The organism is Pseudomonas sp. FW507-12TSA, assembly GCF_058781435.1.
The window spans coordinates 118,420-143,116 of the sequence record NZ_JBYSWT010000005.1 but is presented as its reverse complement, the minus strand read 5'-3'; the positions used below and the strand labels follow the sequence as shown (position 1 = coordinate 143,116).

At 64.5% G+C, this 24,697-nt stretch carries 20 protein-coding genes and 2 pseudogenes; 12 read left to right on the top strand and 10 right to left on the bottom strand.

All coding sequences use genetic code 11. From position 1 onward, the window contains the following. From AC3WK8_RS07000 to AC3WK8_RS06985, 4 genes are read left to right on the top strand one after another with little or no spacing between them, the layout of a single operon-like run. Nucleotides 1-1,074, top strand: a complete 1,074-nt coding sequence (locus AC3WK8_RS07000) for a microcin C ABC transporter permease YejB (RefSeq protein ID WP_492574066.1) — start codon at nucleotides 1-3, stop codon at nucleotides 1,072-1,074. A 1-nt stretch (nucleotide 1,075) separates the two neighbouring features. Beyond that, nucleotides 1,076-2,095, top strand: coding sequence for an ABC transporter permease (locus AC3WK8_RS06995; protein WP_085598652.1), 1,020 nt, complete (start codon nucleotides 1,076-1,078; stop codon nucleotides 2,093-2,095). Between the two features lies 1 nt (nucleotide 2,096). After that, nucleotides 2,097-3,707 carry an ABC transporter ATP-binding protein gene (locus tag AC3WK8_RS06990; protein WP_103324256.1) on the top strand — a complete coding sequence of 537 codons (1,611 nt, stop codon included), beginning with the start codon at nucleotides 2,097-2,099 and terminating at the stop codon, nucleotides 3,705-3,707. Nucleotides 3,708-3,764: 57 nt separating this feature from the next. Next, entirely contained in the window at nucleotides 3,765-4,253 is a 489-nt protein-coding gene (locus AC3WK8_RS06985) for an XAC2610-related protein (RefSeq protein WP_146043238.1), read from the top strand. On the opposite strand, the gene AC3WK8_RS06980 is transcribed toward AC3WK8_RS06985, so the two are convergent. Both AC3WK8_RS06980 and AC3WK8_RS06975 read right to left on the bottom strand, forming a co-directional pair. Beyond that, entirely contained in the window at nucleotides 4,244-5,218 is a 975-nt protein-coding gene (locus AC3WK8_RS06980) for a sensor domain-containing diguanylate cyclase (protein WP_085598658.1), read from the bottom strand. The genes AC3WK8_RS06985 and AC3WK8_RS06980 overlap by 10 nt on opposite strands. A 110-nt stretch (nucleotides 5,219-5,328) precedes the next feature. Then, nucleotides 5,329-7,416 carry an EAL domain-containing protein gene (locus AC3WK8_RS06975; protein ID WP_103324258.1) on the bottom strand — a complete coding sequence of 696 codons (2,088 nt, stop codon included), beginning with the start codon at nucleotides 7,414-7,416 and terminating at the stop codon, nucleotides 5,329-5,331. Between the two features lie 223 nt (nucleotides 7,417-7,639). Between AC3WK8_RS06975 and AC3WK8_RS06970 the strand changes: the two genes are divergently transcribed. Beyond that, the gene (locus tag AC3WK8_RS06970; RefSeq protein WP_103324259.1) at nucleotides 7,640-8,143 is read left to right on the top strand and encodes a VOC family protein; all 504 of its coding nucleotides are present in this window, start codon (nucleotides 7,640-7,642) and stop codon (nucleotides 8,141-8,143) included. A gap of 47 nt (nucleotides 8,144-8,190) precedes the next feature. Further along, nucleotides 8,191-9,027: an AraC family transcriptional regulator gene (locus tag AC3WK8_RS06965; protein WP_085598664.1), complete on the top strand. Its 837-nt coding sequence runs from the start codon at nucleotides 8,191-8,193 to the stop codon at nucleotides 9,025-9,027. Here AC3WK8_RS06965 and AC3WK8_RS06960 read toward each other — a convergent pair. The 3 genes and pseudogenes from AC3WK8_RS06960 to AC3WK8_RS06950 all read right to left on the bottom strand — a co-directional run. Next, nucleotides 9,020-9,604 carry a LysE family translocator gene (locus AC3WK8_RS06960; protein WP_085598666.1) on the bottom strand — a complete coding sequence of 195 codons (585 nt, stop codon included), beginning with the start codon at nucleotides 9,602-9,604 and terminating at the stop codon, nucleotides 9,020-9,022. The genes AC3WK8_RS06965 and AC3WK8_RS06960 overlap by 8 nt on opposite strands. A gap of 93 nt (nucleotides 9,605-9,697) precedes the next feature. Next, on the bottom strand, nucleotides 9,698-10,846 hold the full coding sequence (locus AC3WK8_RS06955) for a methyl-accepting chemotaxis protein (RefSeq protein ID WP_455676146.1): 1,149 nt from the start codon (nucleotides 10,844-10,846) through the stop codon (nucleotides 9,698-9,700). Nucleotides 10,847-10,942: 96 nt separating this feature from the next. Continuing rightward, nucleotides 10,943-11,227, bottom strand: a pseudogene (locus AC3WK8_RS06950) (PAS domain-containing protein); the annotation flags it as partial. 636 nt (nucleotides 11,228-11,863) lie between these two features. Between AC3WK8_RS06950 and dapA the strand changes: the two are divergent. Then, a complete protein-coding gene (gene dapA, locus AC3WK8_RS06945; RefSeq protein ID WP_085598668.1) occupies nucleotides 11,864-12,724 on the top strand; it encodes a 4-hydroxy-tetrahydrodipicolinate synthase in 861 nt (286 codons plus the stop codon). A 45-nt stretch (nucleotides 12,725-12,769) separates the two neighbouring features. Here dapA and AC3WK8_RS06940 read toward each other — a convergent pair whose 3' ends face one another. After that, nucleotides 12,770-13,426, bottom strand: a complete 657-nt coding sequence (locus AC3WK8_RS06940) for a ribonuclease T2 family protein (protein WP_053130464.1) — start codon at nucleotides 13,424-13,426, stop codon at nucleotides 12,770-12,772. A gap of 215 nt (nucleotides 13,427-13,641) precedes the next feature. Then, entirely contained in the window at nucleotides 13,642-15,000 is a 1,359-nt protein-coding gene (nosR, locus tag AC3WK8_RS06935; RefSeq protein ID WP_103324260.1) for a response regulator c-di-GMP phosphodiesterase, NosR family, read from the bottom strand. 242 nt (nucleotides 15,001-15,242) lie between these two features. Here nosR and AC3WK8_RS06930 point away from each other — a divergent pair, with 242 nt between their 5' ends. The 5 genes and pseudogenes from AC3WK8_RS06930 (at nucleotide 15,243) to AC3WK8_RS06910 (ending at nucleotide 19,929) form a co-directional block, all read left to right on the top strand. Next, nucleotides 15,243-15,437 (top strand): hypothetical protein, encoded by a 195-nt coding sequence (locus tag AC3WK8_RS06930; protein WP_146043239.1) that lies wholly within the window; start codon nucleotides 15,243-15,245, stop codon nucleotides 15,435-15,437. Beyond that, nucleotides 15,422-15,739: pseudogene (locus tag AC3WK8_RS06925) on the top strand (EAL domain-containing protein); the annotation flags it as partial. The gene AC3WK8_RS06930 and the pseudogene AC3WK8_RS06925, both read left to right, overlap by 16 nt. Then, nucleotides 15,729-16,715, top strand: coding sequence for a cytochrome-c peroxidase (locus tag AC3WK8_RS06920; protein ID WP_103324262.1), 987 nt, complete (start codon nucleotides 15,729-15,731; stop codon nucleotides 16,713-16,715). The pseudogene AC3WK8_RS06925 and the gene AC3WK8_RS06920, both read left to right, overlap by 11 nt. Next, entirely contained in the window at nucleotides 16,712-18,517 is a 1,806-nt protein-coding gene (locus AC3WK8_RS06915) for a DAHL domain-containing protein (RefSeq protein ID WP_103324263.1), read from the top strand. Before AC3WK8_RS06920 ends, AC3WK8_RS06915 begins: the two co-directional genes overlap by 4 nt. Further along, nucleotides 18,517-19,929: an ATP-binding protein gene (locus AC3WK8_RS06910; RefSeq protein WP_085598680.1), complete on the top strand. Its 1,413-nt coding sequence runs from the start codon at nucleotides 18,517-18,519 to the stop codon at nucleotides 19,927-19,929. Before AC3WK8_RS06915 ends, AC3WK8_RS06910 begins: the two co-directional genes overlap by 1 nt. A 28-nt stretch (nucleotides 19,930-19,957) precedes the next feature. On the opposite strand, the gene AC3WK8_RS06905 is transcribed toward AC3WK8_RS06910, so the two are convergent. The 3 genes from AC3WK8_RS06905 to AC3WK8_RS06895 all read right to left on the bottom strand — a co-directional run bounded on the left by AC3WK8_RS06905 (nucleotide 19,958) and on the right by AC3WK8_RS06895 (nucleotide 24,683). Then, complete coding sequence (locus AC3WK8_RS06905) at nucleotides 19,958-22,528, bottom strand: bifunctional diguanylate cyclase/phosphodiesterase (RefSeq protein ID WP_103324264.1); 2,571 nt, start codon at nucleotides 22,526-22,528, stop codon at nucleotides 19,958-19,960. A 218-nt stretch (nucleotides 22,529-22,746) separates the two neighbouring features. Continuing rightward, nucleotides 22,747-23,700: a GDP-mannose pyrophosphatase NudK gene (gene nudK, locus AC3WK8_RS06900; RefSeq protein WP_085598684.1), complete on the bottom strand. Its 954-nt coding sequence runs from the start codon at nucleotides 23,698-23,700 to the stop codon at nucleotides 22,747-22,749. Beyond that, nucleotides 23,697-24,683 (bottom strand): SMI1/KNR4 family protein, encoded by a 987-nt coding sequence (locus tag AC3WK8_RS06895; RefSeq protein WP_103324265.1) that lies wholly within the window; start codon nucleotides 24,681-24,683, stop codon nucleotides 23,697-23,699. The genes nudK and AC3WK8_RS06895 overlap by 4 nt, the downstream gene beginning before the upstream one ends. Nucleotides 24,684-24,697 lie beyond the last annotated feature (14 nt).

Sequence of the window (24,697 nt, the reverse complement as noted above, 5' to 3'; positions counted from 1 at the left end):
ATGCTGGCCTACATCATTCGCCGCCTGTTGCTGATCATCCCGACCCTGCTGGGCATCCTCCTGATCAACTTCGTGATCATCCAGGCCGCCCCGGGCGGGCCGGTGGAGCAGATGATCGCCAAGCTCGAAGGCTTCGACGGCGCCACCAGCCCCATCGCCGGCGGTGGCGCCGAGGTCTCGGTGGCCGGGTCCAGCTACCGTGGCGCCCAGGGCCTGGACCCGGCGCTGATCAAGGAAATCGAGCACATGTACGGCTTCGACAAGTCGGCGCCGGAACGCCTGTGGATCATGATCAAGAACTACGCCACCCTGGACTTCGGCGACAGTTTTTTCCGCGATGCCAAGGTGGTGGACCTGATCAAGGAAAAGATGCCGGTCTCGATCTCCCTCGGGTTGTGGAGCACCCTGATCATGTACCTGGTGTCGATCCCCCTGGGGATTGCCAAGGCCACCCGCCACGGTAGCCACTTCGACGTCTGGACCAGCTCGGCGATCATCATCGGCTACGCGATCCCGGCATTCCTGTTCGCCATCCTGCTGATCGTGGTGTTCGCCGGTGGCAGCTACCTCAACTGGTTTCCCCTGCGCGGCCTGACCTCCAGCGACTTCGAGCAACTGAGCCTGGGGCGCAAGGTGCTCGACTACTTCTGGCACCTGGCGCTGCCGGTCACGGCCCTGGTGATCGGCCACTTCGCCACCATGACCCTGCTGACCAAGAACAGCTTCCTCGACGAGATCAACAAGCAGTACGTGATCACCGCCAAGGCCAAGGGCCTGACCCAGCGCCGGGTGCTCTACGGCCATGTGTTCCGCAACGCCATGCTGCTGGTGATCGCCGGCTTCCCGTCGGCTTTCATCGGCATCTTCTTCACCGGGTCCTTGCTGGTGGAAGTGATCTTCTCCCTGGACGGCCTGGGCCTGATGAGCTTCGAGGCCGCGATCAACCGCGACTACCCGGTGGTGTTCGGCACGCTGTTCATCTTCACCCTGCTGGGCCTGGTGGTGAAACTGATCGGCGACCTGACCTACACCCTGGTCGACCCACGCATCGACTTCGACAGCCGGGAGCATTGAGATGAACCTGTCCCCCCTCAATCGCCGGCGCTTGGAGCGCTTCAAGGCCAACAAGCGCGGCTGGTGGTCGCTGTGGCTGTTCCTGGTGCTGTTCGTCCTGAGCCTGGGCGCCGAGTTGATCGCCAACGACAAACCCCTGGTGGTGCACTACGACGACGGCTGGTATTTCCCGGCGCTCAAGCGCTACCCGGAAACCACCTTCGGTGGCGAATTCCCCCTGGAGGCCAACTACAAGAGCCCGTACATCCGCGAACTGCTGGCCCAGAAGGATGCCTGGGTGCTCTGGGCACCGATCCCCTTCAGCTACCAGAGCATCAACTACGACCTGCGGGTGCCAGCCCCGGCGCCGCCCTCCAGCGACAACCTGCTGGGCACCGACGACCAGGGCCGCGACGTCCTGGCGCGGATCATCTACGGCTTCCGGGTGTCGGTGCTGTTCGCCCTGACCCTGACCATCCTCAGTTCGATCATCGGCGTCACCGCCGGCGCCCTCCAGGGCTTCTACGGTGGCTGGGTGGACCTGGCCGGGCAGCGTTTCCTGGAAATGTGGTCCGGGCTACCGGTGCTCTACCTGCTGATCATCCTCGCCAGCTTCGTGCAACCCAACTTCTGGTGGCTGCTGGGCATCATGCTGCTGTTTTCCTGGATGAGTCTGGTGGACGTGGTGCGGGCCGAGTTCCTGCGCGGGCGCAACCTGGAATACGTGCGTGCGGCCCGGGCCCTGGGGATGCAGAACGGCGCCATCATGTTCCGCCATATCCTGCCCAACGCCATGGTCTCGACCATGACCTTCATGCCGTTCATCCTCACCGGCGCCATCGGCACCCTCACCGCCCTGGACTTCCTCGGCTTCGGCCTGCCTCCCGGCGCGCCCTCCCTGGGCGAGCTGGTGGCCCAGGGCAAGTCCAACCTGCAGGCGCCCTGGCTGGGCATGAGTGCCTTCGCCGTGCTGGCCCTGATGCTGAGCCTGCTGGTGTTCATCGGCGAATCCGCCCGCGATGCCTTCGACCCGAGGAAATGACATGACCCAGGACAACCTGATCGAAGTGCGCGAGCTGGCCGTCGAATTCATCGCCGGCGAACAGCGCCAGCGAGTGGTCGAAGGCATCAGCTTCGACATCAAGCGCGGCGAGACCCTGGCCCTGGTGGGCGAAAGCGGGTCGGGCAAGTCGGTCACCGCCCACTCCATCCTGCGCCTGCTGCCCTACCCGCTGGCCCAGCACCCGTCGGGCAGCATCAACTATTCCGGGCACGACCTGCTGACCCTTAAGGAAAAGAGCATCCGGCATATTCGTGGCAACCGCATCGCCATGATCTTCCAGGAGCCCATGACCTCGCTGAACCCGCTGCACAACATCGAGAAGCAGATCAACGAGGTGCTGGCGATCCACAAGGGCCTGACCGGCAAGGTCGCCACCCAGCGCACCCTGGAACTGCTGGAGCTGGTGGGCATCCCCGAGCCGCGCAAGCGCCTCAAGGCCCTGCCCCACGAGCTGTCCGGCGGCCAGCGCCAACGGGTGATGATCGCCATGGCGCTGGCCTGCGAGCCGGAACTGCTGATCGCCGACGAACCCACCACTGCCCTGGATGTCACCGTGCAGTTGAAGATCCTGCAGTTGCTCAAGGAACTGCAGGCGCGCCTGGGCATGGCCCTGCTGCTGATCAGTCACGACCTCAACCTGGTACGACGCATCGCCCATCGGGTCTGCGTCATGCAAAAGGGCCGGATCGTCGAGCAGGCGCCTTGCGAAGAGCTGTTCCGGGCCCCGCAGCATCCCTATACCCGGGAACTGCTGGCCGCCGAGCCCAGTGGCCTGCCAGTCGCCAGCCAGGTCGGCGCGCCACTACTGGAAGTGAATGACCTCAAGGTCTGGTTCCCGATCAAGAAGGGCCTGCTGCGCCGCACCGTGGACCACGTCAAGGCGGTGGACGGCATCCATTTCAGCCTGCCCCAGGGCCAGACCCTGGGCATCGTCGGCGAGAGCGGCTCGGGCAAGTCGACCCTGGGCCTGGCGATTCTGCGGCTAATTGCCAGCCAGGGCCTGATCCGCTTCGAAGGCCAGCAATTGGACCGTCTGTCCCAGCAGCAGGTACGACCGCTACGGCGAGAAATGCAGGTGGTGTTCCAGGACCCCTTCGGCAGCCTCAGCCCGCGCATGAGCGTGAGCCAGATCGTTGGCGAGGGCTTGCGCATCCACAGGATCGGCACCGAGCAGGAACAAGAACAGGCGATCATCGCGGCGCTCGAGGAAGTGGGCCTGGACCCGCAGACCCGCCACCGCTACCCCCATGAGTTTTCCGGCGGCCAACGCCAGCGCATCGCCATCGCCCGGGCCCTGGTGCTCAAGCCCCGGCTGATCCTCCTGGACGAACCGACCTCGGCCCTGGATCGCACCGTCCAGCGCCAGGTGGTGGAGCTGCTGCGCAGGCTGCAAGGCAAGTACAACCTGACCTACCTGTTCATCAGCCATGACCTGGCGGTGGTCAAGGCCCTGAGCCACCAACTGATGGTGATCAAGCACGGCCAGGTGGTGGAACAAGGCGACGCCAGGACGATCTTCGACGCCCCACAACACCCTTACACCCGCCAATTGCTGGAAGCCGCGTTCCTGGCACCGGCAAACGCCGGATGAGCCGCAACCGGGGCCGCCGGCCAGGCCCCAACCTTCATCACCGGACATGCTGAATCCATGCATAACAAACAATGGGCCATGGCGGCCCTGGGTGGTCTTTTCGCAATGAGCGTCCAGGCTCAACCGACGACTTTCCAGCCGGACAAGCACACCACCGTCACGCTTGCCCTGCATGGCCAGCAGGTCAGCCTGGAAATACAACGCAACGGTCACACCCAATCCAGAGAACTGCGGGTGCAGGCCGAAAAGCCGCTGCACATCGAGCTCGACGATTTCAACTTCGATGGGACCGGCGACTTCGCCATCTGGCATGTCGATGATGGGATGGGTACCTACACGATCCACCGGGTGTTCATCTACGACCCGACGCAGGGCGAGTTCGTCGAGCGATTTCCCGCCTGCGGTGATGAATTCCTCAATCTCAAGGTCAACAAGCCCGGGAAATTCCTGGTCAGTACCTACTATCAGGGCAACATCCCAAGACGCTGCCTGACGCGGCCGAACCAGGCTCCGGGGCCTGAGCCACTGTCTGCCGATCAGTCTTGACGCTGGCGCTTGCTGGCCTGCTTTTGCAGGTACATGGCCTTGTCGGCATCGGCCAGCAGCGCCCCCACGTCCGGATGGCGCTCGGCGTTGTATTCGATCTGGCCGACGCTGAAGCGAATGTCGTAGCCACGCTTCAACGTGGCGTTGCGTTCATCGAGGATTTCGCGCAACCGGGCCATGATGTTCGACGTTTCCACATGATCGGCGGCGGTCAGCAGGACCACGAACTCATCGCCACCCAGGCGACCGACCACATCGCTCTCGCGAAAGGCGATGCGCAGCACGTCGGCGAAGGTCTTCAGCGCGCCATCGCCCTCGGCATGGCCATAGGTGTCGTTGATCTGCTTGAAATCGTTGAGATCGAAGAACAGCAGGGTCGCCGGCTTGTCCAGGCGCTTGCAGACGCCCAGCGCATGCCGGGCCAGGGCCTCGAAACCACGACGGTTGGACAGCAGGGTCAGCTCATCCATGCTGGCCATCTGCACCGCCGCCAGCTCCTGCTCGGCCATGCGCGCCAGGTCCCGCAGCAGTGCCCGCTCCTCGTCGTCCAGATCCCGGGGCTTGACGTCGATCAGGCACAAGGTGCCCAGCTTGCTGCCGTTGGCCACCGTCAGCGGGCAGCCGGCGTAGAAGCGGATTCCGGGATCGCCCACCACCAGCGGGTTGTCATGGAAGCGCACGTCCTGCTCGGCATCGCACACCGTGAGGATCTGGTCGCCAAGGATCGCATGTCCGCAGAACGAGATATCCCGTGGCGTTTCGCTGGTATCCAGGCCCACGCAGGACTTGAACCACTGGCGATCGCCGTCCACCAGGCTGACCAACGCGATGGGCACGTTGAACAAGCGCTTGGCCAGCCGGGTCAGGCGATCGAAACGCTCCTCCGGCGGGGTGTCCAGGACATTGAGCGCCCGCAAGGTCTGGATCCGCAGGGCCTCATTGTTGGGTTTGCTTGGGTACAACATCGCTGACTCCATTCGCGGCTAAGACGTCAAGGGTAGTTCAAAATGCCCGGAGCCAGGGCAAAACGGACCTGCGCCTGCCCCCGGGGGCCAGGGCACGACGGCCCGGGGCATCAGTCATCGCCGGGCGCCTGGGAGGCCTGGGCCCTCTGGCTGGCGAACCCGGGAACCTGCGCGCCCGGCAGCGCCTTGCTGTAGTACCAGCCCTGGATAATCAGCTCCGAGCTCGACTGCAGGAACTCCAGCTGCTCCTGGGTCTCCACCCCCTCCACCACCACCTTGAGCCCCAGGGTCTCGCAAAAGCGCAGCAAGCCGTTGAGGACCTGGGCGCCCTGGGGCTCACGCTGGGCCAGGACGAAGCTGCGATCGATCTTGATGCCGTCCACCGGGAACTGGTGCAGGTAGCTCAGGGCCGAGAAACCGGTACCGAAATCATCGATGTAGACCTTCGCCCCCAGGGCGTGCAATTGCTCGATCCAGCGCAAGGTACGCAGCGCGTCGCCCACCAGGGCATCCTCGGTGATCTCCACCGACACCTGGCCGCGGGCCCGGCCCAGAATGTCCAGCAAGCGCTCGCCATGCTCCGCCGAGGCCAGGGTGGCGCTGGAGACATTGATGGTGATCGGCAACTCCAAGCCATTGCGGCGCCAGAGCAAGTGCTGGCGCACCGCCTGGGAGGCGACCCAGAAATCCACCTCGGGCATCAGCCCGGCCTGGCCCAGCCACTGCAGCAACTCCCAGGGCAGGCGCACCTGGCCATCGCCGTCACGCGCGCGCATCAGCGCCTCGCAACCGGTGCAGCGGCCCGTGTCCTTGGACACCTGGGGCTGGTACTCCAGGTGGAAGTCGTACTCGCTCAATTGCTGGATCCGCGCCAGTTGCAGGGACTGCCGGGCGGTTTCCTTGTAGGACGCGACCATCGGGTCCAGTTCGAACAGCCGGCTGCGTTCCTCGAGGCCACGGAACGTGGTGTCGAAAGTCTTCAGGTAGACCTGCTCGCCAGCCTCGCCCTGATGGTCAAGACTGCGGATATAGGGGATGTAGATCAGGGTGCCGACACCCAGCAGCGCCAGTTGCAGGAGCACCGCGCCCCAGTCGCCCTGGGTGCTGAGGTAAGCGTTGAGCAGCACCGGCGAGGTGAAGGGCACTTCCACCAGCGCCGGGCTCACCCAGCCCAGCTGCACCACCAGCAGTGCCAGGCTGACGTTGACCATGGGTACCAGCATGAAAGGCACCAGCAGCCTCGGGTTGAGGATGATCGGCAGGCCGAACAACAGCAGCTCGTTGACGTTGAACAGCGACAGCGCCAGGCTCGCCAAGGCCAGCAGGCGCAGGGAGCGGATGCTGGAGAACCCGAGGATAGCCAGCACCAGCGCGAGGGAGCCGCCGGAACCGCCAATGAAGGCGAAACACCCCAGCAGGCCGCTGTTGAGGGCGTAACGCAGCGGTTGGCCGGCGGCCTGGTCCGCGGCATTGAGCGCTACCGCCTGGTCCATCACCTCCATGAAGGGTTGCAGGGCGTGGGTGCCGTGGATGCCGAAGAACCACAACAGCGAATTGCCCAGGGTCAGCGCCACGCCGTTGAGGTAGGGATTGCCCAGGTCCTTGAGGTCCAGCGGCTGCTGGATGTAGGCGAAGTCCTGGATCTGCAGCAGCGACTGCAAGACCGCCACCAGCAACAACGAGGTGAAGATCCCCGGCAACACCATGTTGATGGTGCCCTTGAGGTTGTGCCCCACCAGGTCCTCGTCCAGCAGCCTGGTCCAGCGCTGGCGGTGCAGCCTGGCCATGATGGGCACGTTGACCAGCGGCGAGGCGATGGCGATGAACAGCACGAAGCTCGCCGCCGCCAGCGGGTAGTCGTGCAGCATGTAGATGGCGATCACCACGTAGGACAGGCACAGGAAAGCCACCGGCAGCTGCGGCAGGCGGTACTGGAGCGCCAGCATGTAGCCGATGGACGCTGCCACCAACAGAGGAATGATCGAATTGATGCGCTCGTGCAGGCCGGCCAGCAGTTGCACCAGTTCCCTGGGTGCCTCCAGGACCTGGGCACATTGCGCAAGGATCAGCAGCAAGGCCGAGAGCAGCAGGCAGGGCAATAGCCAGAGCAGGCCTTCGCGGATCGAACGCAGGGATTCGGCACCCGCCAGGAGCGCCAGGCGATGGGTGAAAAACAGCTTGAATCGCGGTCCGCGCATCAGCTTCTTCCCCCTTTGCAATCATTACCTGGTGATACCAGCAGGCGCTTCCTGCCTAGCTCCGAGCCGGCATTGCAGCACTTTGTCGCGACCAGCAGCTGATCGCGAAGATACCACCGAAGAACCCCCTGCCAGCAAGCTCTCATTGGCGCCAGGCATCACTGCCGTCAGTCACCGGATTGGCTAAGCTTGTAGCAGGTGTTCGCGCTGGAGGGCCGGAGCCATGCAGCGTATCCAGACCATCACGCCCTGCCTGTGGTTCGACCACCAGGCCCAGGAGGCCGCGCAGTTCTACTGCTCGATCTTCGAGCGCTCGCGCATCACTCACGTCAGCCACTACGGCAAGGCCGGCTTCGAGTTCCATGGCCGGCCCGAAGGCTCGGTGATGAGCGTGGTGTTCGAACTCGACGGCCAGGCCTTCACCGCGCTCAACGGCGGCCCGGCCTTCACCTTCAACGAAGCCATATCGCTGCAGGTGCATTGCCGGACCCAGGCCGAGCTGGACCACTACTGGAACGCCCTGGGTTTTGGCGGCCCGCCACAGGCCCAGCAATGCGGCTGGCTCAAGGACCGCTTCGGCCTGTCCTGGCAGATCGTGCCGCAGGTCCTGGCACAGATGATGTGCGACCCCGACCCGAGCCGCTCACAACGAGTGATGCAAGCCCTGCTGGGCATGAAGAAGCTGGATATCCAGCGCCTGCAACGCGCCTTCGATGGCAAATCCTGAGCCATCCCCTCTACAATCGCCGACACCCTGGACAATGGACGGCCCTGATGAAGAGCGCCCTGCACCCTGACATCGCCCCGCGTTTCTGGCGCGACCCGGCCCTGCCCTTCATCGAGGCCCGGTCCATCGCCGATGGACACAAGGTCTGCTACAACCGCCATGCCCATGAGCAGTTCTCCATCGGTTGCATCACCGCGGGCCAGAGCACCTACCTCAGCGAAGGCGAACAGTGGCGGGTCGGAACCGGCACCGTGGTGTTGATGAACCCCGGCGTGGTGCATGCCTGCAACCCCATCGACGACCAGCCCTGGTCTTATCGCATGCTCTACGTCGACACCCCCTGGCTGACCGCCTTGCAGCGTGAGCTGGGCTTCGATGCGGCTTCGGGTTTTCGTCCTTTCAGTGCCACCCACAGCGACGATCCGCAATTGTTTGCCGAGCTCCAGACGCTATATCAGGTCCTGGTGGACGAACACGGCGATACCCTGCACAAGCACAACTGTGCCGTGGCGTTCTTCAGTGACCTGCACCAGCGCCTGAACCCGGCCGACAGCCTCTCCCGGGACAGCAACGAAAAGCTCGAGCGCGCCGCCCGCTACATCCGCCAGCACTGCACCGAGCCCCTGGTCCTGGAAGATATCTGCCAGGCCGCCCAACTCTCGGCCTCCTACCTGACCCGCGCCTTTGGCCAGCGGTTCGGCATGCCGCCCCATGCCTACCTGGTCAACCAGCGGGTGCAGTTCGCCCAGGCTCGCCTGCGCAGCGGTGCATCGATCGCCGAGGTGGCCCTGGAGGCCGGCTTTGCCGACCAGGCACACTTCCAGCGGGCGTTCAAGCAGCACTTGGCCGCGACGCCCGGGCAGTACCAGCAAGGCCTCAGGTAAACAGGTACGCCGCGCTGACCGCCAGCAACGCAGCCATGCTGCGATTGAACAGGCGCATGCCCGCAGGATTGTCCAGGTAGTGGCGCAGGAAACTACCGGCATAGGCCCAGCAGGCAATCGACAGGTAGCAGATAACCAGATACACCGCGGCGAACAGCCAGACCAGCCGCGTATCGCCGTCGGCGGCAAACGCCCCGATGCCGGCCACGCAGGCCAGCCAGGCCTTGGGATTGAGCCACTGCATCAGGGCACCGTACCAGGCCGAAGGTGCGCGGACCTGGCCGTCGGTAGCCACTCGACCGTCATCCCGGACCAGCTTCCAGGCCATGTACAGCAGGAACGCCACGCCAAACAGGCGGATGCCCTGGGTCAGCGCCGGCCACTGGCGCAACAGTTCGTTCAACCCCAGGCCCGTCAGTACCAGCAGCAAGGTAAAGCCCAGGGTCGCGCCAGCGACGTGGCTCAGGCTGGCCTTGAAGCCGAAACGGGCCCCGCTGCCCAGGGCCAGGATATTCACCGGCCCGGGGGTAATGGACGCGGCCAGGGCAAAGGCCGCCATGGAAAACACTACGCTCATCTCTCGCCTCTCTTGTCCGGGTCGAATCGACCGCCCACAGGTTACGAAGCGAGCAACATCACGTATTGAAGAAAACAACCCTGCAATCGTCGTTCAGCTATTGAAACGCGTGACCAGGGCATTGAGCTCATGGGCCGTGGACTCGAGGTCGCCGCCGATGCTGCAGGAGTGCACGGCGATATCGGCGTTCTGGTCCGAGACCCGGGCGATATTGGTGATCTGCCCGGAAATCTCCTCGGCCACATGGGCCTGCTGCTCGGAAGCGGCGGCCATCTGCTGGCTCATCTGCTGGATACGCTCCATCGCCGTATTGATGCCATCCAGGGCCTGTTCGGTGCTGATCACCTGGGCCACCCCGGAGCGCGCCTCGACACTGCCCTGGCGCGCCACATCCACCGCCTGGCTGGCCACCTCCTGCAAGGTGGCGATGATCTGCTGGATGCTCTGGGTCGACTCCCGGGTCTTGGATGCCAGGGCCCTTACCTCATCGGCCACCACGGCGAAGCCACGACCCTGCTCCCCGGCGCGGGCAGCCTCGATGGCGGCATTGAGCGCCAAGAGGTTGGTCTGCTCGGCGATGGAATGGATCATGTTCGCCGCCAGCTGGATCGACTGGGTCTCGTCGGCCAGGCCCTGGACCGACTGGCTGACCGTGTCCACGGTAGCGGCCAGCTTCTCGATCATGACCCGGGTCCGCCGGGCTTCCTCGGAACCGACATGGGTCAGCTCGTTGACCCGGTCGGCCGCCGAGGCGGTGTCCTGCACATGCACCGAGACCTGGGCGATGGACGCCGCCATCTGGTTCATCGCCGTGGCCGCCATATCCGCCTCGTCACGCTGCTTGCCCAGGGCCGACTCCGCCTGGCGCGACAGGTTCTGGCTGGTGGAAGCCAGCTCCGCGGCCTGGTTGGCATAGTCCCCTAGACGGCTCAGGGCGGTACGGATCTTCGCCGCCTCGCTGATCAGGATCATCTGCAGGCGCGCCACCGGCCCACGCTCATCGGTATAGGTGCGGGCGATCAGTTCGCTATCGAAGCTGCCCAGGGACACCGCGCTGATGCGCGCCAGCAGCCGCCGGGTGCGATAGGCGCCGTGGGCCTGCACGGCGAACAGCCCGGCCACGGCGCAAGCCAATCCGGCCCAGGGTCCACCCAGCCAGCTGGCCAGGGCAATGGCTGCCAGGGCGAGCAGCGGCGGTAGCAGGATCTCGCCAGCCACCAGCAGCCGCTGGCTCCAGGGCATGGCCATGTCGGCGCCGCGCATGCGCTGGTAGAGGGCCGCGGCCCGTTCGACCTGCTCGCGCTCGGGCTTGACCCGCACCGACTCGTAGCCGGTGATCACACCTGCGCTGAAAATCGGCGTGACATAGGCATTGACCCAGTAGTGGTCGCCGTTCTGGCAGCGATTCTTGACGATGCCCATCCAGCTCTTGCCGTCCTTGAGGTAGGACCACATATGGGCGAATACCGCCGGCGGCATGTCCGGATGGCGCACGATATTGTGCGGGCTGCCGATCAGTTGTTCGCGGGTGAAACCGCTGACCTCGACGAACTCGTCGTTGCAGTAGGTCAGCTTGCCGTGGGAGTCGGTGGCGGAGATGAGCCGCTGCTCGGCGGGGAACACCCGCTCGCGCTGGGTCACTGGGAGATTGTTCTTCACCTTGAAAAAACCTCGCAGGAAGTCTGTTGATTGCCCGTCATGATCGAACCGCAACTGCGCATCCTGCGATGACTCGAAGACTACTCCTGCCCCCGGCAAGACTTCCCCGGCAGTCGGCGCCGGTGGAGTCGAGTGTAGATAGCGCCTTGGCGAGCGCTATCGAATGTGCGGTGTGGACAGGAACGATCCGGCAACAATCTGCAAGATTCTTGACATGGATCAATACGTAGCCTGGCAACTGAAAACCTTTCAGAGAAAGCTTCGTGATGGTGTAGCACAAGCCTGGCCCCGGGACCCTGCGCCGCACCCGGGGAGGATTGACAAAACGCCGGACGGTTCCTGAAACTGGGCGCCTTGTTTGCGAGCCGGCCACCACCATGCCCCACGCCACCTTCCACGTTCCGCGCGCCATTGGCCAAGTTGCCCAGGCCCCGGCGTGGATGGCCTGCAGCCGCAAATCGAAGAAACAGCCACTCATGTGACCGGGGCGCTGTGTCCCGTCAGATGAGCTGACAGGACCTCGCTACGGAACACCCCCTTGCCGACCGCCCTTCTACTCTTCTGACGACGACCCGACGGTCAAGCACCAGGAGAATATGCATGTCATCGTTTCACGGTATCTGGGTCCCCATCGTCACTCCCTTTCGCCACGGCGCCATCGATTTCGCCGCCCTGCGCCGCCTCGCCGCCCACCTGCTGGAGAGCGGCGTGGCCGGGCTGGTAGCCTGCGGCACCACCGGTGAAGCCGCCGCCCTGGACAAGGACGAGCAACTGGCGGTGCTCGACGCACTGGTGGAGCTGGCGCCCCCCGGGAAAGTGCTCATGGGGCTGGCTGGCAACAACCTGCCGGCCCTGCTGGACCTGCAACAGCGCATCCTGGAACGTCCGGTGGCCGGCCTGCTGGTGCCGGCGCCCTACTACATCCGCCCGTCCCAGGCTGCCCTTGAAAGCTTCTTCGGCTGCGTCGCCGATGCGTCCAGCGTGCCGCTGATCATCTACGACATCCCGTATCGCACCGGCGTGACCCTGAACCAGCAGACTTTGCTGGCGATCGTCCGCCACCCGCAGGTCGCGGCGGTCAAGGACTGTGGTGGCAATCTGGAAAAGACCCTGGCAGTGCTGGCCAGCGGCGACGCGCAGGTGCTGTGCGGCGAGGACCTGCAACTGTTCAACGCGCTCTGCCTGGGCGCCAGCGGCGCGATCGCCGCCTCGGCGCATATCCGCCCCGAGTTGTTCGTGCAGCTGCAGCGCCAGGTTGCGGATCAGCAGCTGGACGCCGCCCGCGCCACCTTCATGCGCCTGGCGCCGTTGATCCAGGGCTTGTTCAGCGAGCCCAATCCGGCGCCGGTCAAGGCCTTGCTGGCCCATCAGGGATTGCTCGAAGCGCAGTTGCGGGCCCCGATGGAGGATTGCAGCGCAGCAACCGCCGAGCGCCTGCAGCGCCTGCTGGCCGCCCTGTAGCCCGCAAACCGGCTCCAGCCCTCGCGGCAGGAGCCGGCAGCTCGTTCAGCGCACCGGAGGAATGCGGATCTGCCCGGAGCGGCACTGGGTCTTCACGCCCTTGCCGCAGTCGGCGAACTCCAGGTCCTTGCCCAGGCACACCCGCACTTCGGACAGCTCCGGCCCGCTGCACAGGACTGCCACGCCATTTTCGGTGATCCCCGGGTTGCTCTGGCGCAACTGCTGGGCGATTTGCGCCGCCTCGTAGTAACGCACGCTGGTGGAGGGTTGCAGGGTTTCTGGAATCTTCACCTTGCCCAGGGCCTGGTCGGCCTTGTCCAGGTAACCCATGGCGCCCAGGCCACTGCAGGTACCGTGCTTGCTCCACTCATGCTTGAGCAGCTTCTCGGTGGGGAACAGGGTCAGGCCCTTGGCGATTTCCTCGCGGTTGAGCTGGGTCAAGGGTGGGCACGACTGCGGCCAGCCGCCCCGGCTGTATTGCGGCCACAAGCCGTGCAGGACGAAGCCGTAGCCCTTGCCCGAGCACTGCTCGTTGTCCGGATGCATCAGGCAGAAGGTCGGCGACCAGGACAGGCTCAACAAGTAATAGTCGAAGCTCCCGGCCACCGAGTCGCGTTGTTGCTTGGACGAACGCGCGTCGCTGATCCCTACCATCCCCAGGGTCAGCACCAGGGCTGCCAGCAGGGTGAAAAGCTTTCTCATCGTGACCTCTCCTTGGAAAACGGACGCGTTCCGGCCTCGGTCTCGAGGCGGCGCAGATCAAACATAGCGGATCCTTATTGGCATGCAGGCATTGCAGGAACATGACAGGAACGCCAAGGCGCCCCCGGATAGCCGGCCAGCACCGGCGCGCCAAGATACCAGCGATCCCGGACGAAAGCAGGACCGTAACCCAGCGTTAAGCGCAAGATCCGCGGCTAGGGAGAGAGGTTCTTCGCGTTCGCCGGTGGATCCGGCTCCCCGACGAAAACGCTGTACCGCGCGCCCTCCATGGCCTCGAAGGCGATCAGTTTTTGTACCAGAGGTTCGCTCAGCACCTTGCCGGCATTGAGCAGCAACATGCCATTGTCGGCATTCAGGTTGCGTCGCAGGATCATGCCGCCCTTCAACTCACGGGTTCCCAGAACCTTGACCGTCGGGTCATCGACCGTCACGTCGTCGAGATAGGCCGCGCACACTCGGACGAAATCCTCCACCAGGTTCGGGTCATACAGGCGGCCGGAATATTTGCGGATGAACAACAAGGCTTCGTCGCTGTTCAAGTGGCGCTCCAGGACCAGGCCGGACTGCAGTTCGATGAAATCCACGGCCAGCTTCAGCAGTCGCGCCCCCAAGGGAATGGCCTCGCCCTTGAGATGCTGGGGAAAACCGCTGCCGTCCCAGCGCTCCTGGTGATGCAGGATCAGCCGGGCGGCATCCTGCATCGGTTCCAGGGCCATCAACAGTGATTCGCTCTGTCCAGGATAGGCCCGGTAGCGCTCCTGCTCGGAATGCCGTAGCAGGTCCGCCGGTGCGGTCAGCATGGCATCGCTCCAGCCCAGCTTGGCGATGTTGTAGAGAGCGGCGGCCATGGTCAGGTCGCGGCTCGAGGCTTCGTCCAGGCCACGATCCTTGCAGCAGGCCCTGACCAATTCGATGATCTTGCGGTTGGTCTGCTTGTCCGCCGGGAGGCGCAGATTGGCCAACAAGGAAAACACCTCGGTTGCGGTCACATAGCTGTGCTTGAGCTCTTCGTAGGCCAGGTCCAGCATGTCCGCAGTCTGTTGCAACTCCGCGGTCCGCGCGGCCACCCGTTGTTCCAGGGTAGCGTTGCTGGCCTTCAGCTCGCGGTTCTGCTCCAGCACCCGCTGCTGCAAGCGCTTGAGCTCCCGCTCGGCCTGCTGGTACTGGAGGTTCTGGCGCAACACCAGCAACAGCTCCTGATCATTCCAGGGTTTGTTCAGGTATTGATGGATTTGTCCGTCGTTGACGGCCTTGACGATGGTGTCCAAGTCGGCATACCCAGTCAGCAGGATGCGCCGGGCGGCCGGGTAGCCCTCGCGAACCTTCGCCAGGAGCGTGGCGCCGTCCATGCCTGGCATGCGCGCATCGCTCATCACCAGGTCCACCGGCTGCTGCGCCAGAATGTCCAGAGCCTGGGCGCCACTGTTGGCCAGCAGTACCTCGTAAGGCTGGCCGCGCAACAAGCGACGCAGGCTGTTGAGAATCGGTTCTTCATCGTCGACCAAGAGCACCCTTGGCCGCTCGGCCGGAGTCAGGGCTGGTTGTTCTTCCATGGCTTGCCTCGAACGAAGGAGTGGATGCGAACCCTTGGACGGGCCGCCCTCTGTGGCCCGCATTCGACTCAAGGCTAGATGATTTTTCCCCAACGGCCATGCCGGCCACAGGCGAAATGACGGCGAGCTAACTATGCTCCATACGCCGCGTTTTGGATGTCCGGCGCACAGGCCCAGGATGAGGGGAGAAGGATGAGCCCGTTTGGCAGCGGATGTGGATGTGGACTGGCGAGCGTCGCCGCATGAAGACGCCATGTACACGGATCAATCGCCGGATACTCATCGTCGACGATACCTGGTCGATCCACGACGACTTCGCCAAGATCCTGTGCAGCACTGCGCAAGGCCCCCTGGACGCAACCGAGGCCCTGCTGTTCGGCCCATCGGACAACAGGTCCGCGGGGGGCTTTGAAATGGATTCAAGACCATGGGCATAGGCCTGGCCGTCGATGATTTCGGCACCGGTTATTCAAGCCTGGGCTACCTGCGCAAGTTTCCAGTGGATGTGCTCAAGATCGATCAATCCTTCGTCCAGGGCTTGAGCCACGGCCCCCGCGACGCGACCCTGAGCGTCATCGCCGAGGGGGTGGAAACCGCGCAGCAGCTGACCTACCTACAGCAACAAGGCTGCGAGGAAGGCCAAGGCTACTATTTCAGCAGGGCCCTGCCGGCCGAAGACGTTGCCCGCCTGCACGACAACCGGGCATTGCGCCCATGGATGAACGGTCATGCCCAGTGAATGCCTGCCGGCCAGCCGCCGGTACTTCGCCCACGTCGTGCTGGGCCTGCTGCTGGCCTGGGGCAGCCAGCTTGCGCTGGCAGCGCCCCTGGATGAACCTCTCAAGCCCCTGCCCCCGCCTCCTGCCCTGGATCCCCAGCGGGTCGAACTGGGACGCCGGTTGTTCAACGATCCGCGCCTGTCCGTGGATAACAGCCGCTCCTGCGCCAGCTGCCATCGCCTGGACTTGGGTGGCGCCGACGCACAGCACAGGTCACCAGGCATCAAAGGCCAGGTCACCCGGGTCAACGCTCCAAGCGTGTTCAACGCCGCCTTGAATTTTCGCCAGTTCTGGGATGGCCGCGCCGAAACCCTCGAGGAGCAGGTCGACGGCGTGCTGCAAAGCCCCATCGAGATGGGCAATAACTGGGAAAGCCTGCTCCAGACCCTGGAACAGGACCCGCAATATCGCCAGGCCTTCGCCAAGCTCTACCCGGATGCGCTGACCGCGGCCAATGTGCGCAACGCCCTGGTCACTTACGAGAGGACCTTGCTGAGCGGCAATTCACGCTTCGACCAGTACCTGCTGGGCAATACCGACATCCTCAGCCTGGAGGAGAAATATGGCTACCAACGCTTCAAGGACTATGGCTGCATCGCTTGCCATCAGGGGGTCAATATAGGCGGCAACATGTTCCAGAAGTTCGGCGTGATGGGCGACTACTTCGCCGCCCGCGGCTCCCCCACCGAAGCAGACCTGGGGCGTTTCCTGATCACCGGCGACGAGCAGGACCGCAATGTCTTCAAGGTTCCCAGCCTGCGCAACGTGGCGATCACCGCGCCGTATTTCCACGACGGCTCGGCCCAAACCCTGGAGCAGGCGGTGGACGTGATGTTCAAGTACCAGCTTGGCCGTCCGCCCAACCCCCTGGATACCAGCCTGATCGTCAAGTTTCTCAAGACCCTGACCGGCGAATGGGATGGCAAGCCCCTATGAAACCGTCTCGCCGCCTGCCCACTACACTGCTGATCCTGCTGGCCGGGGCTCTGATCATGGCGCTCGGCTTCTTCTACCTGAAGATGGTGACAGGCCCATCGACCAACTACGCCTTGTCCCGGGACCTGGTCGGGCACATCAAGCAATTGAACGCGCAATGGGAAACCGAGGTGCTCAAGGCGCGGATCGCCATCACCCACAATTACGATCCACTGGTGTCTCCGGTGCAGCAGATCAACCAGATCTGGATCCAGTTCGATCAAGTCTCCAGGCAGCCGCACAGCAACCCGCAAGCCTGGAGAACCAGCCAAGAGGCGTTTCTCCAGGCCTTCCGGGAAAAGGCCGCACTGGTGGAGCGCTTCAAGTCGCACAATTCGATATTGCGCAACTCCCTGGCCTTCTTGCCCAGTGCCGAGGATGACATCCAGCGTCAATTGTCCGACCTCGATGACCAGCAACGGATGTCTCAGCAGAACATCGCGATCGACACCTACGACTTGCTGCTCAGCAGCCTCGAGTTCGCCCAGGTCTCCAGCGACGACAAGGCGGCGGACATCCTGGTGGGCCTGAACAAGCTGGCGGTGAACAAGGAACGCCTGCCCGAGGCGATGCACGATCCGGTGGAAATCCTCAGCAACCACGTCTCGGTGATTCTGCGGGAACAGCCGATCGTCAACGACTTGCTGGATCGGATCACCTCGATCCCGGTAGCCGAGCGCCTGGATGACATCACCGTGCTGCTCAACAGCGACCAGTTGCAGGCGGATATACAGGACCAGCGGACCCATCAATACCTGCTGGTGTTTTCGGTGCTTCTGGTGTTGTTGATCCTGTACCTGGCGCTGCGCCTGATACGCAGCTATGCCGTGATCCGCAGGGTCAACACCGACTTGCAAAGCGCCAACGAACATCTGGAGCAGCGGGTCGAGGAACGTACCCGAGAGCTCAAGGAAACCCAGAGCGAACTGCTGGATACCGCACGCCAGGCCGGCATGGCGGAAATTGCTACCAATGTGCTGCATAACGTTGGCAACGTGCTCAACAGCGTGAATATCTCCAGCGAGATCCTCAGCCGCAAGCTGCGTAGCAGCAAGGCCCTGGGCCTGGGCAAGGCCATGCAACTGATCAACCAGCACAGCGACGACCTGGGGCATTTCCTCTGCGAAGACGAAAAAGGCAAGATGCTTCCCGGCTATCTCAACCAGTTGGTGGTAGCCATTGCCGACGAACAGCAAAGCATGGGCGAGGAACTGGCCCAACTCGGCCGCAGTGTCGACCACATCAAGGAAATCGTCGCCACCCAGCAGTCCTATGCCGGAGCCTCGCGCCTGGTCGAGCCCCTGCGGGTGGCCGACCTGATGGATGACGCCCTGCGGATGAACTCCGGCGCCCTGACTCGCCACCAGGTCACGGTGATCCGCGACTATGCCGATGTGCCGCCGATCATGGGCGACAAGCATCGCCTGTTGCTCATCCTGATCAACCTGATCAGCAATGCGAAGTACGCCATGTCCAGCCTGGACGAGCACTCGCGCAAACTGACCCTGAGCGCCCATGTGGTTGATGAGCGGACTTTGCGTATCCGGGTCAAGGATGAAGGCGAAGGCATCACCGCGCAGAACCTGACCAAGATCTTCGTCCACGGCTTCACTACCCGCACGGAAGGCCACGGCTTCGGCCTGCACAGCTGCGCCCTGGCCGCGGTAGAGATGAATGGGCAACTGAGCGTACACAGCGATGGACCGGGGACCGGCGCCACCTTCACCCTGGATATTCCCCTGATCAGTGCCGAGGGCCGATGATGGACGACTTGACCAACCGCCGTATCCTGCTCATCGACGATACCCCGTCGATCCATGAAGACTTTCGCAAGATCCTCGCTCCCGCGCCGGCTACGAACGACGCCCTGGACGACCTCGAAAGCCAGTTGTTCGGCAGCCAGGGCAAGAGCCGCCAGCAGGCCTTCGAACTGGAATCGGCCTATGGTGGCCAGGAGGGGCTGGACAAGCTTTGCCGAGCCATGGAACAGCAGCGGCCCTATGCCCTGGCCTTCGTCGACATGCGCATGCCCCAGGGCTGGGACGGGGCCCAGACCATCGAGCAGCTCTGGCTGCGCGACCAGCGCCTGCAAGTGGTGGTCTGCACCGCCTATTCCGACTACTCCTGGGAAGAACTGCTGGAGCGCCTGCAAGGCTACGATCGGCTACTGATCCTGAAGAAGCCATTCGACAATATCGAGGTCCAGCAACTGGCCAGCACCCTCACCCGCAAGTGGGAAATGACTGCCCGGGCACAGTTGCAAATGGATCATCTGGAACATCTGGTACAGCAGCGCACCGAAGACCTGGAACGGGCCGGAGCGGCCCTGCGCCAGGAGATCGACGAACGCAAGCAGCTGGAAAACCAACTGGTGCAATCCGAGAAGCTGGCGTCCCTGGGCCAGCTCGCCGCTGGAGTCGCCCACGAAATCAACAACCCCATCGGCTTCGTTTCATCCAACCTGGGCAGCCTGGCCGGATACCTCGAACAGATCGACCAGATGCTCGACGCCTACCGGCAAAGCGAAGAAGCCATCGTCGACGCGGCCTTGCGCCAGCGCCTGGGCAGCCTGCGCGATAGCATCGAACTGGATTTCCTTCGCCAGGACATCCCGCTGCTGATCAAGGAGTCCAAGGAAGGCATCGGCCGGGTGGAGCAGATCGTCAAGGACCTGAAGAACTTCTCCCGGGTCGACACCGACCAGCAGTGGCAGCTGGCGAACCTGCAACAAGGCATAGACTCGACATTGAACATCGTCGCCAACGAGATCAAATACAAGGCCGATGTGATCAAGCAATACCACCCGTTGCCGGACATCGAGTGCCTGCCCTCGCAGCTCAACCAGGTGGTGATGAACCTGGTGGTCAACGCCGCCCAGGCCATCGGTCCGGAACGCGGAACCATCACCCTGCGCACCGGAGTCGAGGGCCAGTGGGTCTGGCTGGAGGTGAGCGACAGTGGGTCCGGCATCGACGAGCGACATTTGCAGAAGATCTTCGATCCCTTCTTCACCACCAAGCCCATCGGCCAGGGCACCGGCCTGGGGCTATCGCTGTCCTACGGCATCATCAAGAAACACGGGGGGCGGATCACCGTCCAAAGCCAGCTGGGCCGCGGCAGCACCTTCCGCGTGGAACTGCCGGTGCACCAGGGCGCTGCCGCCGATCCGGCCTGATCGCACCCAGGTTCCCCGCTGACTGGCCTCAATGCATCGACTGCGACTGGTCCGGCTCCACGGCGAGCTGGCGCGCCAGGGCGTCCACCGTCAACGGCCCGGCCAGGTAGAGCCCCTGGGCTTCATCGCAGCCGATATCACGCAGGGCCTGGAACTGTTGCTGGTCCTGCACGCCTTCGGCGACCACCCGCAACGACAAGGCGTGGCCCAGGTCGACGATCGCCTGGACGATCGAACGCCCGGCAGCGTTGCCGGCCAGGCCCGCGACGAAGCTGCGGTCGATCTTCAAGCCATCCAGGGGCAGGCTCTGCAGATGCTGCAAGGCCCAGTAGCCGGTGCCGAAATCATCCATCAACAGGCCCACGCCCAAGGTCTTGAGCCCATGCATGATGTCCAGCACCTGGCGCCGGTCGTCCAGCAGGAGCTTGTCGCTCAGTTCCAGTTCCAGGCGCCCCGCAGCCAGGCCGCTGTGCTCCAGCGCCGCCTTGACCCGCGCCACCAGCCTGGCCCGCTGGAAGTCCGCGGACGACACCTTGACCGCCACCGGCAGCTCTTGCGGCCAGTCCAGGGCCGCCTGGCAGGCCGCCTGCAGCACCCAATTGCTCAGCGGCAGGATCAGCCCGCTGTCTTCGGCGATGGGTACGAACACTTCCGGCCCCAGCAGCCCGTGCCGGGGATGGGCCCAGCGCACCGATGCCTCGGCGCCCACCAGCCGATGGTCCGCCAGGCGGTAGCGCGGCAGGAACTGCAGCTGCAACTGGCCCTGGTCGATGGCCTGGCGCAAGTCCTGCTCCAGGCGCCGGCGCTCGATGATCCGCGCGTTCATCTGCGCCGCATAGAAACGCCAGGTGCTGCGCCCGGCGGCCTTGGCCTCGTAGAGGGCGATATCGGCCAGGCGCAGCAATTCATCGGCCTGGGTCGCATCCGCCGGGGCTCGGGCGATGCCGATGCTGGCGCTGATGAACACCTCGTGGCCGGCCACGTAGAACGGCGCCTCGATATGCTCGATCACCCGCCGGCACAGGCCCTCGATCTCCACCTGGGCCACATGCCCCGGCACCACCAGCACGAACTCGTCGCCACCGACCCGGGCCACCAGGTCCTCGCTGCGCAGGCAACGGCTCAGGCGCCGGGACACCTCGTGCAGCACCTGGTCGCCGGCGCCATGGCCCAGCAGGTCGTTCACCGGCTTGAAGCGATCGAGGTCGACACTGAGCATCAGCAGCGGTTCCTGCAAGGATGGCGACACCAACAGCTTGCCCTCGAGGAATTCTTGCATCCGCGCCCGGTTGGCCAGCCCGGTGAGGGTGTCGTGCTGGGACAGGTATTCGATGCGCCGGCGGGCCGCGACTTCCTCGGTGATGTCGCTGGCGGTGCCGCGAAACCCGCCTTCGGCCAAGGCGCGCAACGACAGGCGGCAGATCCGCGGCTGCCGCCCCCCGTCCAGGTAGGTGCATTGCAGCACCGTCCGCGCGGACTGTCCGGGTGCCGCCAGCCATTGCGACAGCGACCCCTGCTCGCTGCTGAGCAAGGTATCCAGGGGTTGGCCCAGGGTCGCATCGCGGGACAACCCGGTGACCGTCTGGAAACGCTCGGACAGGTAGGTCAGGCGTAGTTGCCCATCGACTTCCCAGATCCAGTCGGAGGCCGCCTCGGCCACATCGCGAAAGCGCGCCTCGCTGGCCGCCAGGGCCGCGCGACCGGCCTGCAGCTCGTGCATCTGCCGGTCCGTGACTTGGGCTGCCAGGGCGGTCCGGCGCAGCAGGAACACCGCCAGCAATCCCACCAGCAGCCCGACCAGCAACAACAGCGGCATCACCACCACCAGCAACTGATGGCCGGGGCGGGCCGGCTGCCACTGCAAGAACCCCGCAGCGTCGGGCAAGGCCAGCCGGGGCTGGTTCCCAGGGAGCGTGGCGCCGGCCACCCGCAGTTGCTCGATTTCCAGCCCATGGCCCATGGCCAACAAGCGCGGTGGGTTGAGCCGGGCAACGAACACCAGCACCGACTGCGGCCCGTTGTCGGCGCGAACCTGGGGATCGCCGCCGGTGCCCAGCACATCGGCGGCCACCAGGGCCGGCGTGCCGCCGATGGACAGATAGCGGCTGACCGGATGCCCGGCCGGGGTCTGGCGCGCCTGGGCCACCAACGGCGCGAGTTGCGTCCCCAGCCAGTCGCCGGCGTCCATCGCGGCCAGCTGGCCGGCCACCAGGGCATAGCGGGTGGTGCCGGCAGGACCGATCACGAAGACGCCGTCGAAGCCCAGGTCGCGATACAGGCTGGAGCCGAAGTTCTGCCGGGTGAAGGCCCAGTCGATATCCACCGTCAGGTGCAGGTTCCGGTAGGCATCGCCCCACAACGCGTAGTCCTTGATGGTGGTGCGGGTGTTACTGGCCAGGGTTTGCAGGGCCCTGTCGATATCCTGGCGGTTGTGCTGCTCGGCGCTGCGGTTCTGCTCCAGGGCGATGAACACCAGGAGCGCCGTGGTGAACAGGAACAGCGCCAGCAACAACCCGCAGCAGCTGAGCAAGGTGACCCGGGTCAACGCCTGGTTGGAGGGGCTGAACCCTTGGGGCAGAACAGGACCGTGGTTTTCCATAGTGCTCCAGGTGCCATGACGACAGATCGACCGGCGCGTCCCTGCGGCTCCCGCGCGGCGTTCGACGAAGCTCCCGCTTGCCTATAGACGATAGACAGTATTTTTCCGCGGGGCTGGCAGGCGCCGCGCACCTGGCGTTACACGAATGGGCAGAACCCGGCGGCACGCCCGGGCGAACCCGGGCGTCGCTGGCGCGATGGAGGGGCCGCCGGGGTGGCTCAGTTGCGCTCGACGCCGAGCACCGGCAACTGTTCGACCCCGTGGTAGATGGCCAGGCCCTGGCGTCGGGCCTGCTCGAGCATGGCGTCGCAGCCGGTCGATGGCCCGCCGATCCGCAATACCGCGTCGCAGCGCTGCAACAGGCGTTCGGCGTAGGCATGGAACCGCGCCTGGTAGATCTCATCGCCCACTGCCGTGGAGCCGGCCAGGCGCGTCATGGGCAGGGCCACCCATTCCCCCAGCAGCGGAAAATGCCCAGCGGCCAGCACCTGCGCCGCACACTGCTCCATGGCCTCGACGTTGCGCGCCAGCAGCGCCGGGTCGTCACCGGTGCCGGAACGGTAAGGGCCGGCCACCAGCACCATCAGGCTGCGGGGCTTGAGCACATGCAACTGCAAGTACTGCAGGAGCATGATGGTCTTGCCGTCGGCGATTTCCCCGCTGTGGATCATGCCCAGGGCCTGGTCGATATCCAGTTCCAGGACCTCGATATCCTCGCCTTCGTGTTCCAGGCCGCCGCCGTCGTCGATCCGGTCCTCGGCCTGGTAGCGGGCGATGAAGAAATGCACGCGCTCGGTCACCGAGCCGGGGCTCATGAAGGCGTCGAAGACCTTCTGCACCTCGCCGACCCGGTAGCCGGTTTCCTCCTCGGCTTCCTGGCGGATGCGCACCTCGGGGCTGGCGTTGTCCAGCAGCCCGGCGGCGGTCTCGATCAAGTAGCCGTCGTGATCGTTGACATAGGCCGGCATGCGGAACTGCCGGGTCAGCAGCACCGTGCGCCGCTCCAGGTTGTACAGCAAGATGGTGGCGCCGTTGCCACGGTCATAGACCTCGCGGGTCTGGGCCTGCCAACTGCCGTCACGGCGGCGCAGCTCGAAGCTGTATTTCTTCAGCACATACCAATTGTCGGAGAGGGTCTGCTCGCCGGTGATGCGGATCGAGGCCTCGCTCATGGCTGCTCCTGGAGTACCAGTGGGGTGGCGGGAAAGCCAGCCAATTGATCGAGCAGGTGCTGGCGGTATTCGGCGCTGAAGGCAAAACCGCCACCGACCTGGAGCAACTGGCCACCGGCCATCCGTGCCCGCCACCAGTCGTTGATGAAGTCAGGGGCGTAGCCACCGCTGCCGAAGCCCTTGGCGAAGGCGATCATCTCGCGGTAGTCCTGCAGGTACTGCTGCTTGCCGATGACCCCGTGGCGTTCCTGGTACAGCCAGAACTGCAAGTCGTACAGCAGTTGCGACAACGGGTCGGCATGCAGGGCGAAGTAGCGCTTGTCCTGGACGATGCCCAGGGCGATGTGGCGGATGCGCGGGCCCAGGTCCGGCACCTGGACGAAGTGCTCCAGCAGCTCGGCCAGCATCGGCGAGAACTCGGCGTTGGCCACCTTGTCCAGGTCATCCAGGTAGTCCTGCTCGGAGGTGTCGTAGACCTCCCAGGACACCAGGCCACGGACGAAGGTCTCGAAGTCCGGGGCCAGGACGGTCACCTCGTAGTCGCCCTCCTGGTCCACGTGCACCACCCGCGGCTCACCCTGCGGCCCGCACTCGCTGTAGTCCAGGGCCACCATGTCGTGCCCGGCGGACGGGCAGTCGCAGATGTAGATCCCCAGGTCCGGATAGCCCCAGTCCTCGATCATGAAACGGCTGCCGGAGGGTCCGCCCAGGCTGTCGCCGCCCTCGCGGGAGATGGCCAGGAACGAGTCGATCGCACAATGATCCTCGGCCCAGGAGGTGCCCTGCTCCACCGGGAAACAGGTGAGCTCGGGCCGCCCGCCATTGCGCAGGCGCATGAAGGCCACATAGGAATCGGGGAAGCGGTAGCCCAGTTCCTCTTGCAGTTCGGCGATCAGCTGGTCGCTGGGAGGTGGCAGGCGCTTGGCGGGATCATCCTGGCCCCAGAACTGGTCCAGGTCGATGTCATGGGGAAATTCGCTCATCCGGTGCTTCCGTT

Excerpts from the sequence above, each read along its gene's own strand:
- AC3WK8_RS07000 (WP_492574066.1), top strand. The coding sequence starts at position 1 with ATGCTGGCCTACATCATTCGCCGCCTGTTGCTGATCATCCCGACCCTG.
- AC3WK8_RS06995 (WP_085598652.1), top strand. The coding sequence starts at position 1,076 with ATGAACCTGTCCCCCCTCAATCGCCGGCGCTTGGAGCGCTTCAAGGCC.
- AC3WK8_RS06990 (WP_103324256.1), top strand. The coding sequence starts at position 2,097 with ATGACCCAGGACAACCTGATCGAAGTGCGCGAGCTGGCCGTCGAATTC.
- AC3WK8_RS06985 (WP_146043238.1), top strand. The coding sequence starts at position 3,765 with ATGCATAACAAACAATGGGCCATGGCGGCCCTGGGTGGTCTTTTCGCA.
- AC3WK8_RS06980 (WP_085598658.1), bottom strand. The coding sequence starts at position 5,218 with ATGTTGTACCCAAGCAAACCCAACAATGAGGCCCTGCGGATCCAGACC.
- AC3WK8_RS06975 (WP_103324258.1), bottom strand. The coding sequence starts at position 7,416 with ATGCGCGGACCGCGATTCAAGCTGTTTTTCACCCATCGCCTGGCGCTC.
- AC3WK8_RS06970 (WP_103324259.1), top strand. The coding sequence starts at position 7,640 with ATGCAGCGTATCCAGACCATCACGCCCTGCCTGTGGTTCGACCACCAG.
- AC3WK8_RS06965 (WP_085598664.1), top strand. The coding sequence starts at position 8,191 with ATGAAGAGCGCCCTGCACCCTGACATCGCCCCGCGTTTCTGGCGCGAC.
- AC3WK8_RS06960 (WP_085598666.1), bottom strand. The coding sequence starts at position 9,604 with ATGAGCGTAGTGTTTTCCATGGCGGCCTTTGCCCTGGCCGCGTCCATT.
- AC3WK8_RS06955 (WP_455676146.1), bottom strand. The coding sequence starts at position 10,846 with ATGCCCTGGAGCCAGCGGCTGCTGGTGGCTGGCGAGATCCTGCTACCG.
- dapA (WP_085598668.1), top strand. The coding sequence starts at position 11,864 with ATGTCATCGTTTCACGGTATCTGGGTCCCCATCGTCACTCCCTTTCGC.
- AC3WK8_RS06940 (WP_053130464.1), bottom strand. The coding sequence starts at position 13,426 with ATGAGAAAGCTTTTCACCCTGCTGGCAGCCCTGGTGCTGACCCTGGGG.
- nosR (WP_103324260.1), bottom strand. The coding sequence starts at position 15,000 with ATGGAAGAACAACCAGCCCTGACTCCGGCCGAGCGGCCAAGGGTGCTC.
- AC3WK8_RS06930 (WP_146043239.1), top strand. The coding sequence starts at position 15,243 with ATGAAGACGCCATGTACACGGATCAATCGCCGGATACTCATCGTCGAC.
- AC3WK8_RS06920 (WP_103324262.1), top strand. The coding sequence starts at position 15,729 with ATGCCCAGTGAATGCCTGCCGGCCAGCCGCCGGTACTTCGCCCACGTC.
- AC3WK8_RS06915 (WP_103324263.1), top strand. The coding sequence starts at position 16,712 with ATGAAACCGTCTCGCCGCCTGCCCACTACACTGCTGATCCTGCTGGCC.
- AC3WK8_RS06910 (WP_085598680.1), top strand. The coding sequence starts at position 18,517 with ATGGACGACTTGACCAACCGCCGTATCCTGCTCATCGACGATACCCCG.
- AC3WK8_RS06905 (WP_103324264.1), bottom strand. The coding sequence starts at position 22,528 with ATGGAAAACCACGGTCCTGTTCTGCCCCAAGGGTTCAGCCCCTCCAAC.
- nudK (WP_085598684.1), bottom strand. The coding sequence starts at position 23,700 with ATGAGCGAGGCCTCGATCCGCATCACCGGCGAGCAGACCCTCTCCGAC.
- AC3WK8_RS06895 (WP_103324265.1), bottom strand. The coding sequence starts at position 24,683 with ATGAGCGAATTTCCCCATGACATCGACCTGGACCAGTTCTGGGGCCAG.